Source organism: Streptomyces sp. NPDC041205 (assembly GCF_055591765.1).
Genome location: NZ_JBVIZH010000002.1, coordinates 381,966 through 405,430, shown reverse-complemented (window position 1 = coordinate 405,430; position 23,465 = coordinate 381,966). Strand labels below are relative to the sequence as shown.

The window sequence follows — 23,465 nt, the reverse complement described above, 5'->3', positions numbered from 1 at the left end:
GTGAACGTAAGCGCGGGCTCGGAGCAAGGTCAATGCCCTTGCAACGGGGTTGCGGAGGCTGTGCGTTGACGCTTGTCAGTAACGTGACAACGTTGTTATGGGGTGGGGGTTTGGGGGCCCGCGGGCGTTGATCAGGACGGTGGGGCGTGCCGTACGTCGCTCGGTGCCGCCGGACGGGCGTGCCGTCCGGCGGTCAGGACGGCGGCAGCCAGCGGTAGATCAGTTCGGGGCGGCCCACGTGGCCGTACTGGGGGCTGCGGGCGGCTCGGCCGGTCGTCACCAGGTGCTCCAGATAGCGGCGGGCCGTGATGCGGGAGAGGCCGGTGGTGTCCGCGGTGGCCGCTGCGGTGAGGCCGTCGGGGGCGGCGTCCTGGAGCGTGCGGGTCACCTTCTCCAGGGTGGGGCCGCTGAGGCCCTTCGGGAGGGCGGCGGGGGCGGGGGCGCGGAGGGTCGCCAGGGCCCGGTCCACCTCGTCCTGGCCCGTCGCCTCGCCCGCGGCGGTGCGGAATTCCGCGTAGCGGGTGAGGCGGTCGCGGAGGGTCGCGAACGTGAAGGGTTTCAGTACGTACTGGACGACGCCGAGGGAGACGCCCTCGCGGACCACGGCCAGGTCGCGGGCCGAGGTGACCGCGATGACGTCCGCGCGGTGGCCGGCCGCGCGCAGGGTGCGGGCGAGGGCCAGGCCGTGGCCGTCGGGGAGGTTCAGGTCGAGGAGGATCAGGTCGACCGGGGTCTTGTCCAGGGCGCGGCGGGCCTCGGCGGCGGTGTGGGCCGTGGCGGTGACCTCGAAGCCGGGCACGCGGTTCACGTAGAGGACGTGGGCGTCGGCCGCGACGTGGTCGTCTTCGACGACGAGGACCCGGATGGGGTGGGGGTCGGTCATCTGTCGGCCTTTCCGTCGGTACGCCCGCCGGGGTGGGCGCCTGAGGGAACGGCGGTGAGCGGGAGCGTCGCCGTGAACTCTGCCCCTCCCGCCTCCGGTTCCGTCAAGGTCAGAGTCCCCCCGTGTCGCGTCACCGTCTGGTGGACCAGGGAGAGGCCGAGGCCCCGGCCCGAGGGGGCCTTCGTGCTCCAGCCGTGCTGGAAGACCGACTCCCGCTGGGAGGGGTCCACGCCCGGTCCGGTGTCCGTGACGCGGAGGAGGAGGCCGCCGGACTCGGCGCGGACCGTGACCGTGACGCGGGCCGAGGGGGAGCCCTGGGCGGCGTCGACGGCGTTGTCGATGAGGTTGCCGAGGATGGTGACCAGGTCGCGGGGCGGCAGGCCGGTGGGGAGCATGCCGTCGTCGACGCTGGTGTCGGCGGAGACGACCAGCTCCACGCCGTGCTCGTTGGCCTGGGCGGCCTTGCCGAGGAGGAGGGCGGCGAGGACGGGTTCGTTGACGGCGGCGACGACCTGGTCGGTGAGGGCCTGGGCCAGCTCCAACTCGGCGGTGGCGAACTCCACGGCCTCGTCGGCGCGGCCCAGCTCGATGAGGGAGACCACGGTGTGCAGCCGGTTCGCGGCCTCGTGGGCCTGCGAGCGCAGCGCCCGGGTGAAGCCGCGTTCGGAGCTCAACTCGCCCGCGAGGGCCTGGAGTTCGGTGTGGTCGCGCAGGGTCACGACGGTGCCCTTGCGGTCGCCGCCCGACACCGGCGAGGTGTTCACGACGAGCACCCGGTCGGCCGTCAGATGCACCTCGTCCATGCGGGGCTCGGTGTCGAGCAGCGCGCCGGTGAGCGGCGCGGGAAGGCCGAGGTCGGTGACGTACCGCCCGACGACGCCCTCGGGCACGCCGAGCAGCTCGCGCGCGCCGTCGTTCATGAGGGCGACGCGCCGCCGCCCGTCCAGCATGACCAGCCCCTCGCGCACGGCGTGCAGCGCGGCCTCGTGGTAGTCGTGCATGCGGCTCAGCTCGGCGGCGTTCATGCCGTGGGTGCTGCGGCGCAGCCGGGCGTTGATCACGTACGTACCCACCGCGCCGAGCGCGAGCGCGCCCACCGCGACGCCGAGCAGCGCCACGAGCTGGCCGCGCGCCTTCTCGCTGATCGCCTCGATGGTGATGCCCGCGCTGACCAGGCCGACGATGCGGCCGTTCTCGCCGCGCCGGTCGTCGCCGCCGTCGAAGACGGGCGTGACCACGCGTGCGGACGCGCCGAGGGTGCCGGTGTAGATCTCGGTGAAGGTCTGGCCGCGCAGGGCCTCCGCGGTGTGGCCGAGGAAGCGCTCACCGATGCGGTCGGGGTCGGGGTGGGTCCAGCGGATGCCCCGCGGGTCCATGATCGTCACGAAGTCGACGCCGGTGTGCCGCTGCACGTCGGTGGCGTACGGCTGGAGCTTGCGGGACGGGTCCTCGCCGCGGATCGCCTCGCGCACCGAGGGCGCGTCCGCGACCGCGCGGGCGGCCGCCGTGGCCTGGCGGAGCGCGGCCTCCTCCGCCTGGTGCCGGTCGCTGAGGTACGTGAAGAGCGCGCAGCCCGCGACCACGACCGCCACCAGGACCACCTGCATCGCGAAGAGCTGACCGGCGAGGCTGCGCGGGCCGCGGGGTCGGCGGGGCGGACGGGGTGGCCGGGGGACCTGGGGCATATGGCCAGTCTGCCGTGTCGCGTATGTGCGAACTAAATGAACGAAACCGTGACCGCCGTCACAGGGCCGGGAGATAGTCACCCGGAATCGCCAGGACGTGAGCCGCACGACTAGCGAGGACGCAGACGCCAGTCGTACCCAGCGTACGTAGCCCAAGGAGGCACCCCGTGGCAGAGGGACAGACGGCGGCCGACACCGCCGGGGCGGGCGCACCGCCCGCGAAACGGGACCGGACCCACTACCTGTACATCGCCGTCATCGGCGCCGTACTGCTCGGTATCGCCGTCGGCTTCATCGCGCCGGACTTCGCCAAGGAGCTCAAGCCGATCGGCACGGGCTTCGTGAACCTGATCAAGATGATGATCTCGCCGATCATCTTCTGCACGATCGTCCTCGGCGTGGGCTCGGTCCGGCAGGCGGCGAAGGTCGGCAAGGTCGGCGGGCTCGCGCTCGCCTACTTCGTCGCGATGTCCGTGGTCGCGCTCGCCATCGGCCTGGTCGTCGGCAACATCCTGCACCCCGGCGACGGCATGGACCTGACCTCGTCGGACAAGGAGGCGGGCCACACCGCCGCCGACGAGGCGGACAAGGGCCTGGTCGACTTCGCGCTCGGCATCATCCCCAAGACGATGGTCTCCGCCTTCACCGCGGGCGAGGTGCTCCAGACCCTCCTCGTGGCCCTCCTCGTCGGCTTCGCCCTGCAGGCCATGGGCAAGACGGGCGAGCCGATCCTCCGCGGGGTGGGGCACATCCAGAAGCTGGTCTTCCGCATCCTCGGCATGATCATGTGGGCGGCGCCGCTCGGCGCCTTCGGCGCGATGGCCGCCGTGATCGGCGAGACCGGCACGGACGCGCTGAAGGCGCTCGCCACCATCATGATCGGCTTCTACGTCACCTGCGCCCTGTTCATCCTCGTGGTGCTCGGCACGCTGCTGCGCCTGGTGACCGGCGTGAACCTCTTCAAGCTGCTCAAGTACCTGGGCCGCGAGTTCCTGCTCATCCTGTCCACGTCCTCCTCGGAGTCCGCGCTGCCGCGCCTCATCGCGAAGATGGAGCACCTGGGCGTGAGCCGCCCCGTCGTCGGCATCACCGTCCCCACCGGGTACTCCTTCAACCTCGACGGCACGATGATCTATCTGACGATGGCCTCGCTGTTCATCGCCGACGCGATGGACCAGCCGCTGGGCGTCGGCGAGCAGATCTCGCTGCTCCTGTTCATGATGATCGCGTCCAAGGGCGCGGCGGGTGTCTCCGGCTCGGGCATCGCGGTCCTCGCGAGCGGCCTGCAGTCCCACAAGCCCGCCCTCGTCGACGGCGTCGGCCTGATCATCGGCGTCGACCGCTTCATGAGCGAGGCTCGGGCGCTGACGAACTTCGCGGGCAACGCGGTGGCCACGTTGTTGATCGGTACGTGGACCAAGGAGGTCGACCGGGAGCGGGTTGCCGCCGTCCTGGACGGCAAGCTTCCCTTCGACGAGCGGACGCTGCTCGACGACGACCACGGGGACGTGAGGCCTTCCCTGGAGAAGAAGCCCGCGCCTGGGGGCGACGATGAGGGCGCGTCGGGGCGGCCTGTTGACGAGGCGGCCGCTGTGAAGGTCTGACGGGGACGTCGACCTTGGACGGGGCCGGGGCCGGATCGGCCTTCGGCCTCGTCCTCAAGCGCCGGACGGGCTCATATCGGCCTTCGGCCTCGTCCTCAAGCGCCGGACAGGCTATTGCCCCCGCAGCAACGCCGAACCCAGGGGCGTCAGTACGTGGCGTACCGCGTTGCTCTGGCGGACGCTGGAGACCAGGCCCGCTTCGCGCAGGACACCGCGGCGTGTTCGCTCGCCGAGGAGAGGGAGACCCCGGCCCGGCGTGCCAGTTTCGTGGTGGTGGGGTCGCCGCCGAGTGCCTGGAGGACGGCGGCACGGGTGTGGCCGAGCAGAGGGGCGTGGGCCTCCTTCTGGGCGCCCGCCGTCCGGCAGCCGGTGTCCGCTGCCAGGCCGTGCTGGCCTTCGGCGAGCTGATCGAGCGCCTTGCCGATGCCCTCGCGCAGCGAGCCGATGTCATGGCCCGCCTTCGCCCAGGCCCTCTTGTTCGACACCAGGTTTCCGGTGTCGACCCCGGAGTCGGGCTCCGCCTGGTTCAGTTGCATTCGTGCGGTGTGCTGCTCGGCCGCTTCGGCTTTGAGCCGCTCCCACTCCTCCCACGCCATCCGTGCTCTTCCCCGTTCTGTCCGCCGTACCGTCGGGCAACGCGCGTGTGCCACTGCGACGTTGCATTGATCGACTTGTACCGTACGGCTTCGCGCGCGTGTGCCCGATCCGTTTCGGTCATCACGGCTTCTGAGTACGCGTACTCAGGCCCGGACGACCGACGTCAGGAATGCCGTCCAGGCGGGGAGGGTGAGGAGGAGGGCGGGGCCGTCGGGGTCTTTGGAGTCGCGTATGCCGACGTGAGGGCCTTCGGCGGGGTGGGGGAGCAGGTCGGCGACCTCTATGCAGTTGTTTCCGGTGCCGCCGCTGTACGACGACTTGAACCAGGCAGTCTCAGGGGCGAGTTCGGGCGCGGTCCGGTAGCGCGTGCTCATCGGGCTTCAGCTCTCTGACTAGTTCGGTCACGAAGTGGGCGGTGTCCTCCGGCGGCAGGGCCGAAGCGACCATGGCGTCGAACCGACGGGTGAAGCGGTCCACCTCGCGAGGCTTGTCCGAGGTGGAGACGGCTCCCCACGCGTTGTCGATCTGGACTCGCGGGGGCAGCTGGTCGCCGAGCTGGAGGATCGCGAAGTCGCTCGCGGACCGGTAGCCCGTGCGGAACGGCAGCACCTGAATCGTGACATGGCTCCAAGACGTCAGCTCAGCGATTTTTGCGTACTGCTCGCGCATCACCTCGGAGCCGCCGACGGGGTACCGCAAGGCGGCCTCGCCAAGAATGACGTGCAGCCGGACCGGGCTCTCGCGGGTCAGGATCTCCTGGCGCCTCATCCGCAAACTCACGCTGCTACGGATGAGTTCGGACGTGGTCTCCTCGATCGGTTTCTCGACCTCGTGGATCGCTTGGGCGTAACCCTCGGTCTGGAGGAGGCCGTACACCAGCGTGGGGTGGTACGCCTTCATGCTGCGTGCCTCGGGTTCCAGGCCGACAAAGCCCGGCATCCCGGCGGGCATCAGGCCTCGGTACTGGGTCAGCCAGTCCTGGCGGGACGAGTCACGGTTGAGGCTGATCAGAGCCTCGATCACGTCCTCGTCAGTCACCCCGTACTTGTCCAGGAGCTTCCGCAGGTCACCCACGTTGCGGAAGTTGAGGTCGCCGTTCTCGATGCGTTGGAGGGACGCCTCGGAGATGCGCAGACCCTGGGCCGCCTGCTTCCGGGTGAAGCCGCCCCCGCGATCTCCTAGCCCGCAGGTCTCCCGCAATTGCCTCAGTTGCAGGCCCAGTTCGAGTCGCTGAACGGTCCGCCCGCGCTTTGCCGCCATGTGCACCACCTGTGCGCTGCTGTACGTGCCACTCGGCTCCGTCCGCCGAGTGTGGCGTTCCCTCCGCCGGTCGCGCAGCCGTTTGTGCAAACTCGGGCATAGTCCAATTATCAACTCACTGATTAATCAGGCGGCTTTCGATTGAACCCGAACGCATCGCCCCGCGACCGTAGACCCATGACCAACTCCATCGGGCTCCCCACCCGAAACTGGTTCTCCAGCTACCCCCTGACCCCCGCCTCCGCCCGCCTCGCGCGACAGCACTCCCGCCTTCGGCTGACCGCCTGGCGCTGGCCGGGCGACCTCGACGACGCCGTCCTCGTCGTCTCCGAACTCGTCGCCAACGCAGCCCGGCACGGCAAGGTGACCGGCCACCACCTCTGGCTGCGCCTCGCCCTCGCCGAGGAGGACGAGCTGATCGTCGACGTATCGGACCCGAGCCGGGAGTTCCCCGGGTTCGAGGGCGGGGCCACCGCACCCGGCGAGGGTGGCCGCGGCCTGCTCGTCGTGCGTCAACTCGCCCACGAACTGGAGTGGTTCCTGCGGGACGGGCAGGGCAAGACCGTGCGCGCCACGCTGCCCCGCAGGGGGTGAGGGCGGGCGGGTGGGGAAGTCAGGCGCCCCGCTCCGGCACCCGCCCCGACGCCGCCTCGGAGGCCACCTCGGCCACAAGCGCCTGCGCCTCCGCCGGAGGCAACCCCGCCGCGCACAGGAACGTGACCGCCGCCGCCCGCCCGGCCTCCTCCGCCGCCATGAGGCCGTCGTTCACGGTCTCCATCAGGGCGAACATGATGTTCTCGACGACGTAGGCGAGGGCGTTCGCGGGCATCGGGGAGACGAACCGGCCCTCGTCCAGGCCCCGTTGGAGCATCGCGGTGCCGCGCTCGTGGACGGGGGCGAGGCGTTCGCGGATGCCCTCCATGGCGATGGCGCGCTGCGCGAGGGAGATCAGCAGGCGGTAGCGGTCGGTGACGTCCCAGACGGCGAGCATCGCGCCGGCGACGGCGCGCGGCGGGTCGTCGACGCCCTCGTACCCGGCGGCGTGCGCGGCGCTGACCGCCTCGACGGCCTCGTCGAGGATCGCGGTGACGAGGGCGTCGCGGCTCGGGAAGTGGCCGTACACGGTGCGGCGTACGACTCCGGCGGCGCGGGCGATCTGGTCCATGGACGCGTCCGGGTCCCGGGTCAGCTCGGTGAAGGCGACGTCGAGGATGCGGCGACGGTTGGCGTCGGCGCGGGCCTGCGCGGGGGACACGGCGACGGGCGCGGCGGCCGGTGCGGTGGCCGGTGCGGTGTCAGCCCCCGCGGAGGACGTGGCGGCAGCCCCCGCCGAGGGACCTGCGGAGGGCACGGGCGGCGTCGGCTGCGTACGGCTCATGGGCTCATTCTGCCGCCCAGCACGCACTTGCACACCGATGTGCAACATGACCGTCCGTCGCGTACATTGCACAGGGACGTGCAATTGCACAGCACTGTGCAAGATCTGTGCTGTGCGGGATTCGATGTCTGCCGTACGCGCCCTGCGGGCGATGGTGGAACGTTGCGAGGGGTGGACCCGATGCCTTTGCTGATCAAGGAGCCGGTCGAGCGGATGGACCGGCCCTACGCCCGCCGCTGGTGGGCCCTGCTGGTGCTGTGCCTGAGCCTGCTGATCGCCGTCATGGCGAACACCGCGCTCACGGTCGCGGCCCCGGACATGACCCGCGACCTCGACCTGTCCAGCTCCGACCTGCAGTGGGTCATCGACGCGTACACCGTCCCGTACGCCGCCCTGATGCTGCTGCTCGGCGCGATCGGCGACAAGTACAGCCGTCGCGGCGCCCTCGTCCTCGGGCTCGTGGTCCTGAGCGCGGGAGCCGGGGCCGGGGCGCTCGCGGACAGTTCGACCGCCGTGATCGTCGCCCGCGCGGTGATGGGCGTGGGCGCGGCCATGATCATGCCCGCGACGCTCTCCCTGCTCGCCGCGACGTTCCCGCGCGAGGAGCGGGCCAAGGCGATCACGCTGTGGGCGGCCACCTCCGGCATCGCGATCGCCGCCGGACCGCTGATCGCGGGCGCGCTCCTGGAGCACTACGGCTGGGCCTCGACGTTCCTGATCGACATCCCGGTCGCGGCGGTCGCGGTCGTCGGCGCCTTCGTCCTCGTACCGCCGTCGAAGGCCGTGACCACCGGCCGCATCGACTACGTCGGCGGGCTGCTGTCCGTCGTCTGGATCGGCGCGCTCATCTACATGATCATCGAGGGTCCGGGCTTCGGCTGGGGCGCGAGCGCGGTGACGGCCGCCGTGATCGCCGCCGTGGGCCTCGCCCTGTTCGTCGGCTGGGAGCTGCGGCACCCGCGGCCCGTCCTGGACGTACGGAAGTTCGCCGAGCGCGGCTTCTCCGGCGCCAACCTCGCCGTCGCCCTGTTCTTCGTGGCCGTCTTCGGCGCCTTCTACTACCTCACCCAGCACCTCCAGTTCGTCCTCCAGTACGACCCGCTGGAGACCGGCGTCCGCATGTTGCCGCTGGCCGGAGCGGTGTTCGTCGGCTCGGCGCTCACCGGCGTCCTCACCCCGCGCCTCGGCGCGAAGGTCATGGTGACGGCGGGCATGGTCGGCGGCACCACGGCCCTCGCCCTGCTCACGGCCACCGACGCGGGCTCCTCGTACGGCGACTTCGTGCCCTCCCTGATCATCCTCGGCGTGTCCCTCGGCTTCGCCGTCTCGCCGTGCACGGACGCCATCATGGGCGCCTTCCCGGAGTCCGAACTCGGCGTCGGCGGCGCCGTCAACGACACCTCCCTCGAACTCGGCGGCTCCCTCGGCATCGCCGTCCTCGGCTCCGTGCTCGCCAGTTCCTACGCCGACGGCCTCGCCGACGAGACCAAGGGCAGCAAGCTGCCGGCGTCCGCCCTGGACCAGGCGCAGGACTCCGTGGGCGCGGGCGGCGGCGTCGCCCAGGCCATCGGCGGCCAGGCCCGCAAGCTCGCCGAGCAGGCCGGGGCGCCCGGCACCACGCCCCAGAAGGCCGCCGAACTGAAGGCTCAGGCGGGCGAACTCGCCCAGGGCGCCGAGCAGATGAAGCACGCGGTGGGCTCGGCGTTCTCGGACGCGGTGGCGCACACGAGCCTGATCGGGGCGGTGGTCCTGGGCGCCGGGACGGTGATCGTGGCCTTCCTGCTGCCGAGGAAGGGCCAGGAGAAGCGACAGCCCGCCGAGGCGGCCCCCGAGGAGGTCCGGGAGACGGTCGAGGAGCCGGTGGCGTAGGGGCGGGGGCCTGCCCGACGGGTCCGCGCGGTGTCGCGGACCCGTCGGACGGGCCTCAGTCGCGTGGCGCGTCGGACCGGGCCGCGGCCTGGTTCTGTCGCCACTGGTCCATGGCCTGGCGCAGCGCCTCGTTCACGAGCAGGAGGAACTCGGCGGAGGAACCGAAGCGGGCCCCGGCCGGGGTCGCGGCGCCGAGCACCTCGGCGCCGCGCTGCGACGCGGCCGCGAGCACGTCGTTCATCTGGAACGCCGCGAGCGTGGACCGGAGCCAGATCTCGTCGTCGACGACATAGCGTTCGCGACGCGCGCCGGGGGCCCGGTCCCGCGTGATCATCCCTTGCTCTTCGAGGAAGGTGACCGCGTGCGAGACGGACGCCGGGCTGACGCCCAGCCGTTGGACCAGTTCGGCGGCGGTGAGGGCGCCGGAGTCGGCGACGAGCAGGCAGGCGAGGACCCTGGACATCATCCGGGGCAGGCCCTGCTGTAAGAGGAGTTCGGTGAAGGACTCCGTGAAGTCCTGGACCGCCTGCGGGTCGCGCCCGTGGCTGCTGTCGGGCAGCGGCGGCGCCGGCGGCGCGTCCTGCTTCTGGCGGCGCGCGCGGTGCCGGGTGGCCTCCTGCGCCCGGTCCGCCCCGTAGCCCTCGGGGCCGCCGTTGCGGGTGACCTCCCGCATGATCGTCGAGGCGGGCCGCTCAAGCCGGCGGCCGATCTCCGTGTATCCGAGCCCCTCCGCCAGTCCCGCGGCGATGAGTCGGCGGTCCTCATTGGTGAGTCTGCCTCCGGGCATGGGTGTTCCTCTTTCGTCTGTCGCCCCGCGCGGGGCTCGGTGCCCGCATCTGCGAAGTATGCGTTCATTCACAGTCCATTGCAATCGCGCATGAGCCGCCCCCTTGCGTTCAGTTCCAGACTCATTGCAATGGCAATCTGCGCTTCCCGACGTGAAGGGGGAGATTGGTCTTCATTAACCTTTGACGGATCGGTGAATGCAATGTACCTTCGTGCTCGTTCAGTGATTGCTGAACGCAGGAGACGGTACGCAGGGGGTTCGTGATGGGCAAGGGCAACGGCTTCTCCGAGGCAGGGCTGAACCGGCTTCGTGAGGTGCTGGCAGGGCACGTCGAGTCCGGCAGGATCCCCGGGCTCGTCGCCCTGGTCGGCCGGGGGGACGAGACGCACGTCGAGGCGGTCGGCACGATGCGGCACGAGGGCGGCGCGCCGATGGCCCGGGACACGATCTTCCGGATGGCGTCCACGTCCAAGCCGGTCACGATGGCGCCGGTCATGGTCCTGCTCGACGAGTGCCGGCTGCGCCTCGACGACCCGGTCGACGAGTGGCTGCCCGAACTCGCCGACCGCCGGGTCCTGAAGCGGATCGACGGCCCGCTGGACGACACCGAGCCCGCGCGCCGGGCGATCACCGTGCGGGACCTGGTCACCTCCACGTTCGGGCTGGGCATCGACCTGACGGCGCTCGGCACCCCGATCATGAACGCGGTGTTCGGGAGCGGCGTCTTCAGCCAGGGCGCGACACCGCTGCCCGGCCCCGACGCGTGGATGCGCGCCCTCGGTGAACTGCCCCTGATGCGGCAGCCCGGAGAGCACTGGCAGTACCACCTCAGCCACGACGTGCTCGGCGTGCTCGTCGCGCGGGTCACGGGGCAGCCGTTCGAGACCTTCCTGCGCGAACGCGTCCTCGACCCGCTGGGCATGAAGGACACCGGCTTCCACGTCCCCGCCGACAAGATGGACCGGCTGCCGCCCAGCTACGCCCCCGACCCGGAGTCCGGCACGTTCAACGTCTGGGACGAGGCCGTCGGCGGGCAGTACAGCTCAGCCCCGCCGTTCCAGGCGGGCGGCGGCGGCCTCGTCTCCACCGCCGACGACTACCACGCGTTCTTCCGGATGCTGCTCAACGGCGGCACGCACGGCACCGAACGGATCCTGTCCCGGCCCGCCGTCGAGCTGATGACCACCAACTGCCTCACCCCCGAGCAGGAGAGGGCCCGCACCACCCTGGCCCGCGACAGCGTCCAGGTGTCGTTCGGGCAGGGGCAGCAGGGCGGTTGGGGCTTCGGCATGGCGGTGCGCACCTACCGCGGCGACTACGCGCCCGTCGGCCAGTTCGGCTGGGACGGCGGCACCGGCACCTCGGCGTACGCCGACCCGCACACGGGCCTCACCGGGGTCCTGCTGACCCAGGTCGGCCTGACCACGCCGCACCCGGCGCGGCTCATCCACGACTTCTGGACCACGCTCTACCAGGCGATCGAGGACTGAACCCGACCCGCCCGCACCGACTCGACACTCTCGTACCGACTCTCGACACACTCTCGTACCGACTCGAAGGAGCACACCACCATGTCCGTCAACCTCACCGACCAGGACAAGTCCACCCTCCGCACCGCCGCGTACGGCGCCGTCGCGCTGATGGCCGCCGCCGACGCCGCCGGGAAGCCCGGCAAGATCGCCACCGAGGGCTCCATCGCCCTGACCTCCGCGACCGGCCTGGTCGGGCACGTCCTCGCCGAGTACCCGAAGGAGAGCGACCTCAGCGGCAAGTCCGTGGCCGATCTGGCCGACCGCGTGCTGCCGGACCTGACGGCGGCCATGGCCCTGCTCAAGAAGCAGGACCAGACCGAGGCCGGCAACTTCCGCACCGCCGTCCTCGTGGCCGTCGAGACCGCCGCCCGGGCCGCCAAGGGCCAGCCGAGCCCGGTCCTGGTCGACATGGAGCGCAAGATCACCGAAGCCCTCGACGCCGCCTGACGGCAGGCGGGGTGACGGAGGGGGCCGGGCCCGTACGGGCCCGGCCCCCACGGCTTTCCCGGCTAGGACGCGTACGGGATCCGTACGAACGACTGGTTGCCGGTCCCGACCGTGCTCGCGGCGTTGCCGATCGCGTTCCACACCTCGACGCGCACCGTGCCGTTCGTCATCGTGCCGTGTGCGCCGGTGGTTGATTTGAGCCCCTTGGACCGGGTGTAGTGCTCATATCCCGGTACCGGATCGGTGGCGAAGTACTGATACGTCTCGGTGCGTTCCCAGGAGCCGTCGCCCGTCCGGTCGTAACTCACCCGCACCTGCTGGCCGTTGGCGACCGCCGAGCCCGCGTCGACGAGCAGGTCGAACTCCGTTGCCCCGCCGCCGTAGGTGCCGTTCACGCCGGTGGCCGTGAACGTCTGCGGGCTGTGCGGGGTGCCGTCGTGGTTGGCGCCGCCCGCCGAGGCGAGGGTGGTGGCCGCCGCGGCCCCCGTCGACTGGCCGAGGGTGCCGCCCGGGCGCAGATGCAGGGTGGCGGGCGTGCCGGGGTCGCCGCCCCCGCCGCCGCGCGTCCACACCGCCACATAGTCCACGGCCATCGCACGGCCCGGCACGGTGGCCGCCACCGGGGTCGCCCGGCCCGCGACGCCGTCGGGGAACGCGCCGCCCATCGCCACGTTCAGGAGGATGAAGTAGCCCGCGTGGCTCGTCATGTTGTTCCACGCCTCGGCACCCACCCGGTTCTCGTCGACGCTGTGGTACAGCTGCCCGTCGACGTACCAGCGCAGGACGTTCGGGCTCGCCGACCGGTCCCACTCGAAGCGGTACGTGTGGAAGGCCGACTGGCACGAGGCTCCCGGGCAGGCGCGGCTCGCGCCGATGCCGTTCGTCTCGTTGCAGGGGCCGCCGGGGTTCACCCCGCAATGCAGCACGCCCCAGACCGAGTTGATGCCGTTGACGTTCTCCATCACGTCGAACTCGCCGATGCCCGGCCAGTTCCAGTAGTTGCCCCGGTAGGGCGCGCCCAGTGCCCAGAACGCGGGCCAGTAGCCGAGAGCCTGCTCGCCGGTGACGTTCGGCATCTGGATGCGGCCCTCGATGGCGAGGGTGCCGCCGGCCGGGGCCTTGAAGTCGGCGCGTCTGGTCTCGATCCGGGCCGAGGTCCAGTTGCCCGATCCGTCCCGCAGCGGGGTGATGCGCAGATTGCCGTTGCCGTCCAGGCCCAGGTTGTCGGGGGACGAGGTGTAGTTCTGGATCTCGCCCGTGCCCCAGTCCGCGGGGCCTCCGGGGTAGTTGTGGCCGGTGTCGATCTGCCAGTTCGCGGCGGAGGGCAGCGAGCGGGCGGGGCCGTTGAAGTCGTCGCTCCACTGAAGGGTCCAGCCGGGGGCCGGGGGGACGTCGCCCCGTGCCTCGGCGGGGCTCAGGAGCGCGGCGCACAGGCCCGCGGCTGCGAGCCCGGCGAGGAGGGGGGTGGTGCGTCTCGTACGGAAGAGGCGGCTCGTGCGGCTCGTGCCCATGGGGCACCTCCGTGAGGCTGGGGGAGGAAGTGGCGGGGACGTGGGGCGGATGGCACGGTGACGCTGTTCGCTGAGAGCGCTCTCAGGGTTTTGTAGTTGTGGGCGGCGGTGCCGTCAATGGCCGTACGCCGTCAACTTCTCGAAGAGGGTGGGGAGTTCGCCGTCGGGAGTCGCCGACAGGGCCGACCGGGTCCGGTCCGCCCGCAATCCGGTTGCGTCCCGCCCCGGCCGCCCCGCAGGCTGAGAAGCCATCACTGGCGTGCCGCCTGACCAGCGGCAGCCGGACGCGGCCTCACAAGGAGTGGACGACATGGACCAGGGGGAAGACGGCGTGACGGAGATCGAGGCGGAGGGCCCGTCCGGCGACGGGAGCGTCGGGTTCGAGCGCGTGAGCCAGCTGTTCGAGGAGTTCCTGGAGGCCGTGGCGCGCCCGGCGAGGGCCGACGGTACGGACCGGGACCTCACCGCGCGCCTGCGCGACCACCTCGGCATCGAGCCCGGCGAGGCCCCCGTGGTCAAGGCCACCTACGCGGCGTACGACCATCCGAACGTCCACCTCGCCCTGGAGCGTTGGTTCACGGCCGAGTCGCGCTCGTACGAACTGCTCGGCATGACGGGCTCCGACCACCGCAACCACTACTCGCTCTCGGAGATCATCGAATCCGCCGACCGCCACGACAGGTTCGTGGTCGGCGCCGTCGACTACACCCACCTGCCGATCTCGCCCGACGACGAACTCGCCTGCGTGTCCTTCGGGTTCTACCTCGGCACGGAGCGCACCCCCGACGGCGGCGAGGAGCGCTGCGTCGCCCTGCTGCGCGGCCCGAACGAGGACTACGGCCGTGAGAAGGTCCAGCTGGAGGTGCTCGCCGCGTCCCGCGACACCGCCCGGCGGCTGCTCGCCCGCGTCGACGCGTACCTGACCGAGCACAACATCTTCCGCGGCCAGGTCCTGTCCTTCCAGGGTGACGCCTTCGGCGAGGGCCTCGGCCCGTTCCGCTTCCACCGCCGCCCGGGCCTGACCCGCGACGACATCGTGCTTCCCGACGGGCTGCTGGACCGGGTGGAGCGGCAGGTCGTGGGCGTCGCCCGGCAGCGCGAGCGGCTGCGCGCAGCGGGCCAGCACCTGCGCCGCGGCCTGCTCCTGTACGGTCCGCCCGGCACCGGCAAGACGCACACGATCCGCTACCTCCTCTCCGGCCTGCCGGACTTCACCGTCGTCCTGCTCTCCGGCACCACCATCGGCGCCATCGGCCCGGCCTGCGCCCTCGCCCGGATGCTCCAGCCCGCCCTCGTCGTCCTGGAGGACTGCGACCTCATCGCCGAGTCGCGCGACTTCGGTGGCGGCGAACAGCCCCTGCTCTTCCAGGTGTTGAACGAGATGGACGGCCTCGGTGACGACGCCGACGTGGCGTTCCTGCTCACCACCAACCGCGCCGACCTCCTGGAGCCCGCCCTCGCCCAGCGCCCCGGCCGCGTCGACCTCGCCGTCGAGATCCCGCTGCCCGACCCGCCGGGACGGCGCCGCCTGCTCGACCTGTACGGCGGCACGCTCGGCCTCGACGAGGAGGTCCTCACTGAGGCCGTCGAGCGCACGGAGGGCACGACGGCGTCGTTCGCGAAGGAGCTGGTGCGGCGGGCGGTGCTCATCGCCGCCGAGCGGGACGCCGACACCGGCGCCGAGGACGTCCGCGCGGCCGTCGGTGAACTCCTGTCCGACCAGGACCAGTTGACGCGTCGGCTGCTCGGGGTGTCGGCGGACGAGGACCCCGACGACCCGGAGGACGAGTTCGCCTTCGACGATGATGACGATGACGATGACGATGACGACGACGGGGGCGGTGACGGAGGTGGCGGCTCTGGTGGCCGTCCGCGTCCCCGCCGCCCGGGGCCCGGACGCCTGGGGGAGAACGGCGGCGGGTTCTTCACGGCGGCTTCGTACCGTCCCCTGCCGCGGCGCTCTCCGTGACGGCCCGCCGCGGTGACGGCCGCGCGATGCGCTGACGGCTGTCGGCGGGATCTTCGGTCACCGAGTCGGCGCCCCCGGGTCCTCGTGCCGCAGCAGCCGCGCGATCGCCGGGACGGGGAACAGGAGCAGCGCCAGGTTCGGGATCCACCACGTCGGGGACCAGTCGCCGCGCAGCGCCCAGAACACCACGGCCTGGAGCCCGGCCGTGCTGGTGAGGGTGAGGGAGACGAGCATCAGGGGGCGCCAGGCGATCCGCTGCGGAGGGCCGCCCCGGCGCGCGCGGCGGCACAGGTGCAGGGACGCGAGTCCGGTGGCGCTCGCGGCGACGTCCAGCGGCAGGAACGAGTAGTTCCAGTCGCTCATCACCGGGTCGTCGTAGTCCTTGTACGCGTACTCGGCGGGGATCAGGCCGAGCAGCGCGGCGCTCCAGTACACGAGGAAGCCGACATCGGTGACCAGCATGGCGACCTTGACGGCGGTGAAGCCAGGGCTTGCAGGGCGGTCGGTGCGGGGCCGCGGGGGTGCCTGGACCATCAGTGCTCCAGGCCTCCGCCCACATACATGACCGCCACGCCGAGCGCGATGAGCAGGGCGCCCGCGACCGTGGCGAGGCGGACGCTCTCGTCGAACAGGAGCACACCGCCGACCAGCGCGCCGATGGTGCCGAGGCCGGACCAGACCGCGTACACGGGGCCGACGTCGAGGGTCTTGAGTGCCTGGGCGAGGAACACGAACGCGGCGCCGTAGCCGAGGACCACGAGGATGCTCGGGCAGAGGCGGGTGAGGCCGTGCGAGGCGCGCAGGGAGAGAGTGGCGGCGATCTCGGAGACGATGGCGCCCGCGACCAGGAGGATGCCCATCACCCGACCTCCTCGGTCAAGTCGGTGAGAAGCCGCCGCAGTCGGCGGTGGTCCTCGCCCTTGGGGTCGGCGAGGCCGAGGAGGCGGGCGGTCCACCAGCCGTCGACGGCCATGCGGACGAGCGTGGCGACGCCCGGGGGCAGGCCGTCCTGCTCCAGGCGCAGCTGCCATGTTCGATACCGCTCCTGGAGGATGTCGAGCACCTCCGGGCCGTTGGCCGCCGCGAGGAGGGCGACCGGGACCGAGTCGGACGCGGTGGTCTCGCCCTCGGGCGCCTCTGCCGGGATCGAGGCGTCGAGCCAGGCGCGCGCGAACGCGCCCGGTGGCGCGTCCGGGCCCGGCAGCACTTCTTCGAAGCGGTCCGCGAGCCGCTCCACCACGCCCTGTACGAGGGCCAGTCTGGTCGGGAAGTGGTAGAGCAGGCCGCCCTTGCTCACGCCTGCCTCCGCCGCCACCGCGTCCAGGCGGATGGCGTCCACACCCTGCTTGACCAGGAGTCTCTCCGCCGCGTTCAGGAGCCGGTTGCGCACGCCTCACACCGTCTTTCGGTCGTCGGTCGTTCTTCTTCTCTGATCACTCGCGGACCACTGGAAAGAGATCGCCGATCTTCTTTTAGATCTTGTTTTCCGTGGTCATGTTCCGAGTTTCCGACCGTCTGGACGGTCGAATGCAGGCTAGCATGGGCCAAGAGCGAGGTGCGAGGAGATTCCGCGGGGGGTGTCGTGGAAGCGGAACGGTTAATTCTGCATTTCACCGCACGGGGTTGGTCAAAAGATTGGTTGACGCTTTCGTCGAAGGTTGTCTAAAGTCGCTGCCTGGCTGATTCGGTCGACGAATCCCGGCCAGAATTGATCATCAATCGGGGGCTGCATGTTCGAGTCATCTGCGTATTAACTCTCTGTGTCAGCCGGTGGACGGGCCCTGACGCCCGTTGCCCGCGGGCCTCACGCTGCCCGCCGGGGCCGGTATCTGCCCAGGTCAAAGGCGACCTTTCGAGTCCGCTGCGGCAGCGGCGGACCGTGCACCGGTTCGCTCCCATGCTTCGGATGTTCCCGCCGGCGGCGCCTGTGTCTGCCCGTGCCCAGGGGAATCCGGTGGCATGCAAAGTCCTGCGCGCATCCCTGAATCCGGTGCGGTTACGCCGTGCCGCTTTGCTTTCGGGGACGCGCCTGAATTCACAGAGGGAAATAAATGTTCAATGCATCGGAACCGCCCGACCTATTCTCCCGCTGCGCGAGTTATACCGCGGCGTCCGACCTGATGAAGGCCGGTCTCTACCCCTACTTCCTGCCGCTCGCCGGACAGGAGGGAGCGACCGTCCGCAGGAGCGGACGGGAACTGATCATGTGCGGCTCGAACAACTATCTGGGTCTCACCGCCGACCCGCGTGTCCACGCCGCCGCCCGCGCCGCTCTCGACCAGTACGGCAGTTCGAGCACCGGATCGCGCTTCCTCAACGGCAACACCGATCTGCACGAGGAGCTGGAGGCCGAACTCGCCGACTTCCTCGGCAAGCCCGCCGCCCTGGTCCTGTCCACCGGCTACCAGGCCAACCTCGGCGCCCTCGCCGGACTGCTCACCCCGCGCGACTACGCCGTCGTCGACCGGGACGCCCACGCCTCCCTCGTCGACGGCTGCCGGCTCAGCGGCGCCAAGGTGCGCAGGTTTCCGCACAACGACGCCGAAGGCCTGCGGCGCACCCTGGAGCAACTGCCCGACACCGCCGCCCGGCTCGTCATCGTCGACGGCGTCTACTCCATGGAAGGAGACATCTGCGACCTGCCCGCCATCACCGCGGTCTGCGCCCAGTACGGCGCCCGGCTGCTGGTCGACGACGCGCACGGCCTCGGCGTCCTCGCGGGCGGCCGCGGCACCGCCGCCCACTTCGACCTCACCGACCAGGTCGACCTGATCACCGTCACCTTCAGCAAGGCCCTCGCCTCCCTCGGCGGCGCCGTCGTCGGCAGCGAGGAGGCCATCCACTACCTGAAGCACAAGGCCCGCAGCCTGATGTTCAGCGCCTCCATGACGCCCACGAGCACCGCCGCCGCGCTCACCGCGCTGCGGATACTGCGCGCCGAGCCGCACCTCACCACCGACGTCCGGGCCAAGGCCGACCACGTCCGGCGCGGGCTCACCGCCGCCGGGGTCGGCACCGGCGACAGCACCACGCCGATCATCCCCGTGCCGGTGCCCGACGCCGCCGGGACCCTCGCCATCTGGGAACGCCTGGTCCGCGCGGGCGTCTACGTCAACCCGGTCCTCCCGCCCGCCGCCACGCCCCGGCTGCGGACCAGCTACATGGCCACCCACACCCTCGCCCAGCTCGACCGCGTCGTCGAAGTCCTCGGCGCCGAGCCGGAGTTGCGGCGCGCCGGGGAACGGGTCGCCTCGTCGGTGAGCGTGGCGTGAACTCCCCGGCCGAAGAGGGGCGCGCGGGCGCGGCGCGGGGGCCCGACCGAGGCGGGCCGGGGGCCACTGGGTCCGGGGCCACTGGGTCCGGGGTCGTTGGGCCCGGGGTCGCTGGGCCGGGGGTTGCTGGGCCGGGGGCCGCTGGGCCGGAGGGCGCCGACTCCTCCGGCCCCGGCCTCGCCCTGGTCGCCGCGGCGAGCGTGGCCGGGGTGTCCGCCGCGGCCTGCTTCGACCCGGCGGGCGGCTCCGGCGTGCCGAGGCTGTCCCTGCTGGGCTGGGGGCTTGCGCTGGCAGCGGGTGCGGTGGTGGCCCACCGAGGGGTGCTTGCTCGGCGGGGTGGCACCGGGGCCTTCGCTGCCCGGGGCGGCTCCGGGGTGCTCGCTCGGCGGGGTGGCACCGGGGTCCTCGCCCGAGGTGGTGGCTCCGCCCGGCCCGACGTCTCCACCCAAGTTGGTGCCTCCGCCCACCGTGGCGCCCCCGCCCGCCCCGGCACCCTCCGGCCGCGCGGCGGCGACCTCCGCCCCGTAGTCGCCGCCGCGCTCCTCGTCCTCGGCACGGCGCTGCTGTGCGCGGGCGGCGGGGGCGCGGCCGCGGCGGCGGTGGTGGCGCTGTGCGTGTGCGGGGCCGGGGTGGGGTTCGTGGGCGTGTCGGGGGCGGCGGGGGTGTCCGGCGTCGGCGGGGCCGCGTCGGTGTCCCGGTACGCCGCCCTGGTCGTCGTGACCCTCGCCGCAGGCGCCCTCACCGCCGCCTGGTGGCTGCCGCAGGCGCAGGGCGCGGCGGGCACCTTCGCCTGCGCGGCCGGACTCCTGCACCTCGCCCGCGCGGCCCCCGCACCGAGATCGGTCCACTGATGCGGTGGCCCTCGCGCGGAGGCCGACCCGCTGCAGCGAGGCCTCCACGCCGAGACCGACCCGCTGAAGCACGGCCCCGCGTGGAGACCGACCGCTGACACGCGGCCCCCGCGCAGACCCGACCCGCTGACGCACAGCCACCGGCCCACGGGCCACCGCGACGACGGGCCCCGACCCGTCGACGTACGCCCCACCGAAGAAACGGACGCCGACCCCGTCGACGTACGGCCCACCGCGAGGGCGGCCACCGACCCGCTGCCGCCCCGAACACCGCCCACCGACCACCCACCGAACCTCACCCAGGGAGCCGCACATGTCCCGCATACGTCTAGCCGCCCGTGCCCTGCGTCTCGCGTTGAACCGGGCGCATGCCGATCCGACCGCGGACTACGACGCGGCCAGTTCCGACTACGACACGTTCTTCAGTCCCGTCATGGGCGGGCACTCCACCGCCGCCCTGGACGAGGTGCCCATCGCGCCCGGGGACCGGGTCGTCGAACTGGCCTGTGGCACGGGGCACTTGACCGCTGAGATCATCCGGAGGCTGGACGGGCGGGGCTCCGTGCGGGCCATCGACAAGTCGCCGGGGATGCTGGAGGTCGCCCGGCGGAAGGTGGACGGGCTCACCGAGGGCAGGCCGGGCCTGGACGTCCGGCTGTTCGTGGACGACATGGACGCGTTCATCCGGGCGCAGCCCGACCGCAGCGCCGACCTGGTCGTGGTGGGCTGGGCCATCTGCTACACGAAGCCGACGCGGCTGCTCGCGGAGATCGGGCGGGTGCTCAGGCCGGGCGGCCGGGTCATGGTCATCGAGACCCGGGCCGACGCCCACCAGGCGCTCACCGAGGGCCTGGAGAAGGTCTTCGCCGACGACCCCTCGCTGCTCACCAGCCTCATCCGGGTGTCGCTGCCGAAGAACGCGGCGGCGGTGGCCGGCTGGTTCGGCAAGGCGGGCCTGACCGTCACCGGCCAGCGCGACGGCGCCCAGATCATCCCGGCGCACACCCCGGCGGCCGTCCTTGAATGGGTGCAGCGCTCCGGCGCCGCCGCGGGCTTCAAGACCGCCGTGGACAACGAACGCCAGCAGCTCGTCCTCGACCGCGTCGAGGCGGCGCTCGCCGAACTCCTCGCCCGCAAGGGCACGCTGGAGATCCAGCACACCTTCGTCGTGGTCACCGGCGCCAAGCCCGTGGCCCCCCGCGCCCGGCACGGGGCCCGCACCGGCGAGGAGGCCGGCGTCGCATGACGAACCCGACCAGGGCCGCGGGACCGCCCGCGCCGACGCCGCCGGACGGCGACCGGACCCGGCCGGGCCCGGCGCGCGGCGCCGTACAGCGGGCCCTGCACCGCTTCGCCGGGAGACTGGCCGCCCGGCCCAAGACCGTGATCGCGGTGTGGGCGGTGCTCATCGCGGTGTGCACGCCGTACGCCCTCGGGCTCGACGACGTGCTCACCGACCAGGGCGCGTCCAAGGTCGTCCCCGGCACCAGCAGCGCCCGCGCCGACGAGCTGACGAAGAAGGCCTTCCCGCACCGCTCCGAGCGGGAGGTGACCGTCGTCGTCGAGGCGCCCGACGTGCGCGGCGGTGAAGTGCGGTCCCTGTTGGCGCAGTTGGACGGCAGGATCGCGAAGCTGCGCGGCACCGGCGAGGTCGAGCGCACGTCGTCCGCGTACACCCTGTACCGCGACGCGACCGCCGCGTTCCTCACCCAGGTGCGCGACGGCGCCCGCGCGGCGGCGGACGACCCGAAGGGGCGGCGCGCGTACGTGGACCGCGAGACGGGCCGTGGCCGGGTCCCGGCCGCGCTCGCCGGGCCCGCCCGCGAGGCCGCCGAGGCGCCCGGCAAGGCCGCCGTGCCCCGCATCGCGGGGAAGTTCGCGGCGGCCACCGACTGGCGCGACTATCCGCTGCCGGTGCCGGGCGACGCGGTCGCGCGGCTCATCTCCGAGGACGGCAAGTCCGCGCTCGCGTCCGTGAGTTACACGGACAAGGCGGGCGCCGACCCGGACGTGGAGTGGCTGCGCGACACCGCCCGCGACCTGCTCGCCGACAGCGGTCTCGGCAAGGCCGCCGAGGTGCACGTCACCGGGGAACTCGCCCTCATCCACGACACGTACGAGCAGGCGGAGGCCGACAACTCCCTGATGGAGTCGGTGGCGTACGTCATCATCTTCGTCATCCTGCTGGTGTTCTTCCGCGCCCTGGTGCCCGCGATCCTCACCCTCGCCGTCATCGGCCTGTCCATGAACGTCAGCCAGGCGGGCCTTCGGCTGCTCGGCGAGCAGGTGACACTCACTCAGTTCACCGTCACCATCATGACGTTCGTGATGCTGGGCGCGGGCGTCGACTACAGCATGCTGCTTTCGTCGCGCTACCGGCAGGAACGCCTCGCGGGACGCCCGCCGCGCGAAGCGGCCGTGCACGCCACCGTGCACGCGGGCGAGAGCATGCTCCTCGCCGCCGTCGCGGTGGCCCTCGCCTTCGGCGCGACCCTGCTCTCGCCGGTGGACTGGATCCCGCCGCTCGGCTACGGCGGCCTCATCGGCATCCCCATCGTGCTCGCCGCCGCCCTCACCCTCACGCCCTGCCTGCTGGTGCTGCTCGGCGACCGGTTCTTCGCGGTCGGCCGCGACCCGCTGTCCGACCTGGAACACCGGGGGGCGATGGGCAGGCACCTGCGCCGCACGGCGGAGTTCGCGCGCCGCCGCAAGGTGTGGATCGTGGTGGCGTTCCTCGCCGCGACCATCCCCTTCGCGCTGCTCGTCGCCGGGAACCGCTCCACGTCCGACCCGGTCGCGCTCAGCCCGGCCACCGACTCCCGCGACGGCTTCGAGACCGTCGCGCGGGAGTGGGGCGACGCGGCCGTCATGCCGACGATCGCCGTGGGCCGCGCCGAGTCCGGCGTCGTCCGCGACGGGCGCCTCACGCCCGAGGGGCGGGCGGCGGTGGCGAGGCTCACCGACCGCCTGGGCGCCGTCCCCGGCGTCGCCTCCGTGGACTCGGCGACCCACCCCTTCGGCACCCGCTGGTCCGACCGGCAGCTCGCGGAGGCGGGCCGCCCCCTCCTCGACGACTACGTCTCCCGCGACGGCACGCTGCGCTTCGTGATCGCCCTCGACGGCGACCCGTACGCCGAGGCGGCCGCCGCCACCGTCGACCGCGTCGAACGCGTCACCGCCGAAGCGGGCGGCGGCGTGGGGGAGTTGGAGGTCGGCGGCACCACCCAGGTCGACCGGCAGTACGGGTCCGCGCTCAGCTCCAGCTTCTGGCAGATGGTCGCGCTCGTCAGCGTCGGCGTCTTCGTGATGCTGATGTTCACGCTGCGCTCGCTGCTCGTACCGCTGCGCCTGATCGCCACCATCATGCTCAGCAACGTCTGGGCCGTCGGGCTCACCGTGCTGATCTTCCACCACTGGCGCGGCGAGGCGATCATCGACGATCTGCCGATCTTCCTCACCGTCCTGATGATGGGGCTCGGCATGGACTACGAGATCTTCCTCGTCACCCGCGTCCGTGACCTGCTGCGCAGCGGTCTGTCGCAGGAGGAGGCCACGATGCGGGCGGTCGTCGACACCGGGCGCGTCATCAACGCGGCGGGTCTCGTGATGGCGGGCAGCCTCGGCACGATGGCCCTGTCGTCCACGCTGATGCTCCAGGAGTACGGTGCCGGGCTCGGCCTCGCCGTCCTGCTCGACGCGACCGTCATCCGCATGCTCTTCGTCCCGGCCACCCTGCTGCTCCTGCGCAAGTACAACTGGTGGCTGCCCGGCCTCGGCGTGCGCAGGCGCCGCCTCGACAAGGCGACGGCGGGGTGACACG

General features: G+C 72.0%; 20 protein-coding genes and 1 pseudogene. 10 read left to right on the top strand and 11 right to left on the bottom strand.

Annotated features, from left to right (window positions below; genetic code table 11):
• Positions 1-193: 193 nt before the first annotated feature.
• Positions 194-883, bottom strand: coding sequence for a response regulator (locus ACZ6BG_RS08730; protein ID WP_468998747.1), 690 nt, complete (start codon positions 881-883; stop codon positions 194-196).
• Positions 880-2,568, bottom strand: coding sequence for a sensor histidine kinase (locus ACZ6BG_RS08725; RefSeq protein WP_468998745.1), 1,689 nt, complete (start codon positions 2,566-2,568; stop codon positions 880-882). Before ACZ6BG_RS08725 ends, ACZ6BG_RS08730 begins: the two co-directional genes overlap by 4 nt.
• 167 nt (positions 2,569-2,735) lie before the next feature.
• Between ACZ6BG_RS08725 and ACZ6BG_RS08720 the strand changes: the two genes are divergently transcribed.
• Entirely contained in the window at positions 2,736-4,172 is a 1,437-nt protein-coding gene (locus ACZ6BG_RS08720) for a cation:dicarboxylate symporter family transporter (protein WP_468998743.1), read from the top strand.
• A gap of 111 nt (positions 4,173-4,283) precedes the next feature.
• Here ACZ6BG_RS08720 and ACZ6BG_RS08715 read toward each other — a convergent pair.
• The 3 genes and pseudogenes from ACZ6BG_RS08715 to ACZ6BG_RS08705 all read right to left on the bottom strand — a co-directional run.
• Positions 4,284-4,504, bottom strand: a pseudogene (locus tag ACZ6BG_RS08715) (ArsR/SmtB family transcription factor); the annotation flags it as partial.
• A gap of 408 nt (positions 4,505-4,912) precedes the next feature.
• Positions 4,913-5,143: a DUF397 domain-containing protein gene (locus ACZ6BG_RS08710; RefSeq protein WP_468998741.1), complete on the bottom strand. Its 231-nt coding sequence runs from the start codon at positions 5,141-5,143 to the stop codon at positions 4,913-4,915.
• Positions 5,103-6,029: a helix-turn-helix domain-containing protein gene (locus ACZ6BG_RS08705; protein WP_468452308.1), complete on the bottom strand. Its 927-nt coding sequence runs from the start codon at positions 6,027-6,029 to the stop codon at positions 5,103-5,105. The genes ACZ6BG_RS08710 and ACZ6BG_RS08705 overlap by 41 nt, the downstream gene beginning before the upstream one ends.
• 177 nt (positions 6,030-6,206) lie before the next feature.
• Between ACZ6BG_RS08705 and ACZ6BG_RS08700 the strand changes: the two genes are divergently transcribed.
• Complete coding sequence (locus ACZ6BG_RS08700) at positions 6,207-6,623, top strand: ATP-binding protein (RefSeq protein WP_468998737.1); 417 nt, start codon at positions 6,207-6,209, stop codon at positions 6,621-6,623.
• 19 nt (positions 6,624-6,642) lie between these two features.
• Here the strand turns inward: ACZ6BG_RS08700 and ACZ6BG_RS08695 are convergent, their stop codons facing one another.
• Positions 6,643-7,407, bottom strand: a complete 765-nt coding sequence (locus ACZ6BG_RS08695; RefSeq protein ID WP_468998735.1) for a TetR/AcrR family transcriptional regulator — start codon at positions 7,405-7,407, stop codon at positions 6,643-6,645.
• Between the two features lie 180 nt (positions 7,408-7,587).
• Here ACZ6BG_RS08695 and ACZ6BG_RS08690 point away from each other — a divergent pair, with 180 nt between their 5' ends.
• Positions 7,588-9,276 carry an MFS transporter gene (locus ACZ6BG_RS08690; RefSeq protein WP_468998733.1) on the top strand — a complete coding sequence of 563 codons (1,689 nt, stop codon included), beginning with the start codon at positions 7,588-7,590 and terminating at the stop codon, positions 9,274-9,276.
• Positions 9,277-9,331: 55 nt separating this feature from the next.
• On the opposite strand, the gene ACZ6BG_RS08685 is transcribed toward ACZ6BG_RS08690, so the two are convergent.
• On the bottom strand, positions 9,332-10,063 hold the full coding sequence (locus tag ACZ6BG_RS08685) for a GbsR/MarR family transcriptional regulator (RefSeq protein WP_468998731.1): 732 nt from the start codon (positions 10,061-10,063) through the stop codon (positions 9,332-9,334).
• A 263-nt stretch (positions 10,064-10,326) separates the two neighbouring features.
• Here ACZ6BG_RS08685 and ACZ6BG_RS08680 point away from each other — a divergent pair, with 263 nt between their 5' ends.
• A complete protein-coding gene (locus ACZ6BG_RS08680; protein WP_468998729.1) occupies positions 10,327-11,553 on the top strand; it encodes a serine hydrolase domain-containing protein in 1,227 nt (408 codons plus the stop codon).
• An 81-nt stretch (positions 11,554-11,634) separates the two neighbouring features.
• The gene (locus ACZ6BG_RS08675; RefSeq protein ID WP_468998727.1) at positions 11,635-12,042 is read left to right on the top strand and encodes a hypothetical protein; all 408 of its coding nucleotides are present in this window, start codon (positions 11,635-11,637) and stop codon (positions 12,040-12,042) included.
• A 62-nt stretch (positions 12,043-12,104) separates the two neighbouring features.
• On the opposite strand, the gene ACZ6BG_RS08670 is transcribed toward ACZ6BG_RS08675, so the two are convergent.
• Positions 12,105-13,553: a glycoside hydrolase family 16 protein gene (locus ACZ6BG_RS08670; RefSeq protein ID WP_468998725.1), complete on the bottom strand. Its 1,449-nt coding sequence runs from the start codon at positions 13,551-13,553 to the stop codon at positions 12,105-12,107.
• Positions 13,554-13,863: 310 nt separating this feature from the next.
• Here ACZ6BG_RS08670 and ACZ6BG_RS08665 point away from each other — a divergent pair, with 310 nt between their 5' ends.
• Positions 13,864-15,522: an AAA family ATPase gene (locus ACZ6BG_RS08665; protein WP_468998721.1), complete on the top strand. Its 1,659-nt coding sequence runs from the start codon at positions 13,864-13,866 to the stop codon at positions 15,520-15,522.
• Between the two features lie 57 nt (positions 15,523-15,579).
• Here ACZ6BG_RS08665 and ACZ6BG_RS08660 read toward each other — a convergent pair whose 3' ends face one another.
• Genes ACZ6BG_RS08660 through ACZ6BG_RS08650 form a run of 3 tightly spaced genes read right to left on the bottom strand, consistent with a single transcriptional unit; the run spans position 15,580 to position 16,912 of the window.
• The gene (locus ACZ6BG_RS08660) at positions 15,580-16,056 is read right to left on the bottom strand and encodes a DUF5360 family protein (RefSeq protein WP_468998719.1); all 477 of its coding nucleotides are present in this window, start codon (positions 16,054-16,056) and stop codon (positions 15,580-15,582) included.
• Positions 16,056-16,382, bottom strand: a complete 327-nt coding sequence (locus ACZ6BG_RS08655) for a DMT family transporter (RefSeq protein WP_385712346.1) — start codon at positions 16,380-16,382, stop codon at positions 16,056-16,058. Before ACZ6BG_RS08655 ends, ACZ6BG_RS08660 begins: the two co-directional genes overlap by 1 nt.
• Positions 16,382-16,912 carry a TetR/AcrR family transcriptional regulator gene (locus ACZ6BG_RS08650; protein WP_468998717.1) on the bottom strand — a complete coding sequence of 177 codons (531 nt, stop codon included), beginning with the start codon at positions 16,910-16,912 and terminating at the stop codon, positions 16,382-16,384. Before ACZ6BG_RS08650 ends, ACZ6BG_RS08655 begins: the two co-directional genes overlap by 1 nt.
• Positions 16,913-17,573: 661 nt before the next feature.
• On the opposite strand from ACZ6BG_RS08650, the gene ACZ6BG_RS08645 reads away from it, so the two are divergent.
• The 4 genes from ACZ6BG_RS08645 (at position 17,574) to ACZ6BG_RS08630 (ending at position 23,461) form a co-directional block, all read left to right on the top strand.
• Positions 17,574-18,794 carry an aminotransferase class I/II-fold pyridoxal phosphate-dependent enzyme gene (locus ACZ6BG_RS08645; RefSeq protein ID WP_468998715.1) on the top strand — a complete coding sequence of 407 codons (1,221 nt, stop codon included), beginning with the start codon at positions 17,574-17,576 and terminating at the stop codon, positions 18,792-18,794.
• A 209-nt stretch (positions 18,795-19,003) separates the two neighbouring features.
• A complete protein-coding gene (locus tag ACZ6BG_RS08640; protein ID WP_468998713.1) occupies positions 19,004-19,645 on the top strand; it encodes a hypothetical protein in 642 nt (213 codons plus the stop codon).
• Positions 19,646-19,958: 313 nt separating this feature from the next.
• Positions 19,959-20,891, top strand: coding sequence for a class I SAM-dependent methyltransferase (locus ACZ6BG_RS08635; RefSeq protein ID WP_468998711.1), 933 nt, complete (start codon positions 19,959-19,961; stop codon positions 20,889-20,891).
• Positions 20,888-23,461, top strand: a complete 2,574-nt coding sequence (locus ACZ6BG_RS08630; protein WP_468998710.1) for an MMPL family transporter — start codon at positions 20,888-20,890, stop codon at positions 23,459-23,461. The genes ACZ6BG_RS08635 and ACZ6BG_RS08630 overlap by 4 nt, the downstream gene beginning before the upstream one ends.
• The last annotated feature ends 4 nt before the right edge of the window (positions 23,462-23,465 follow it).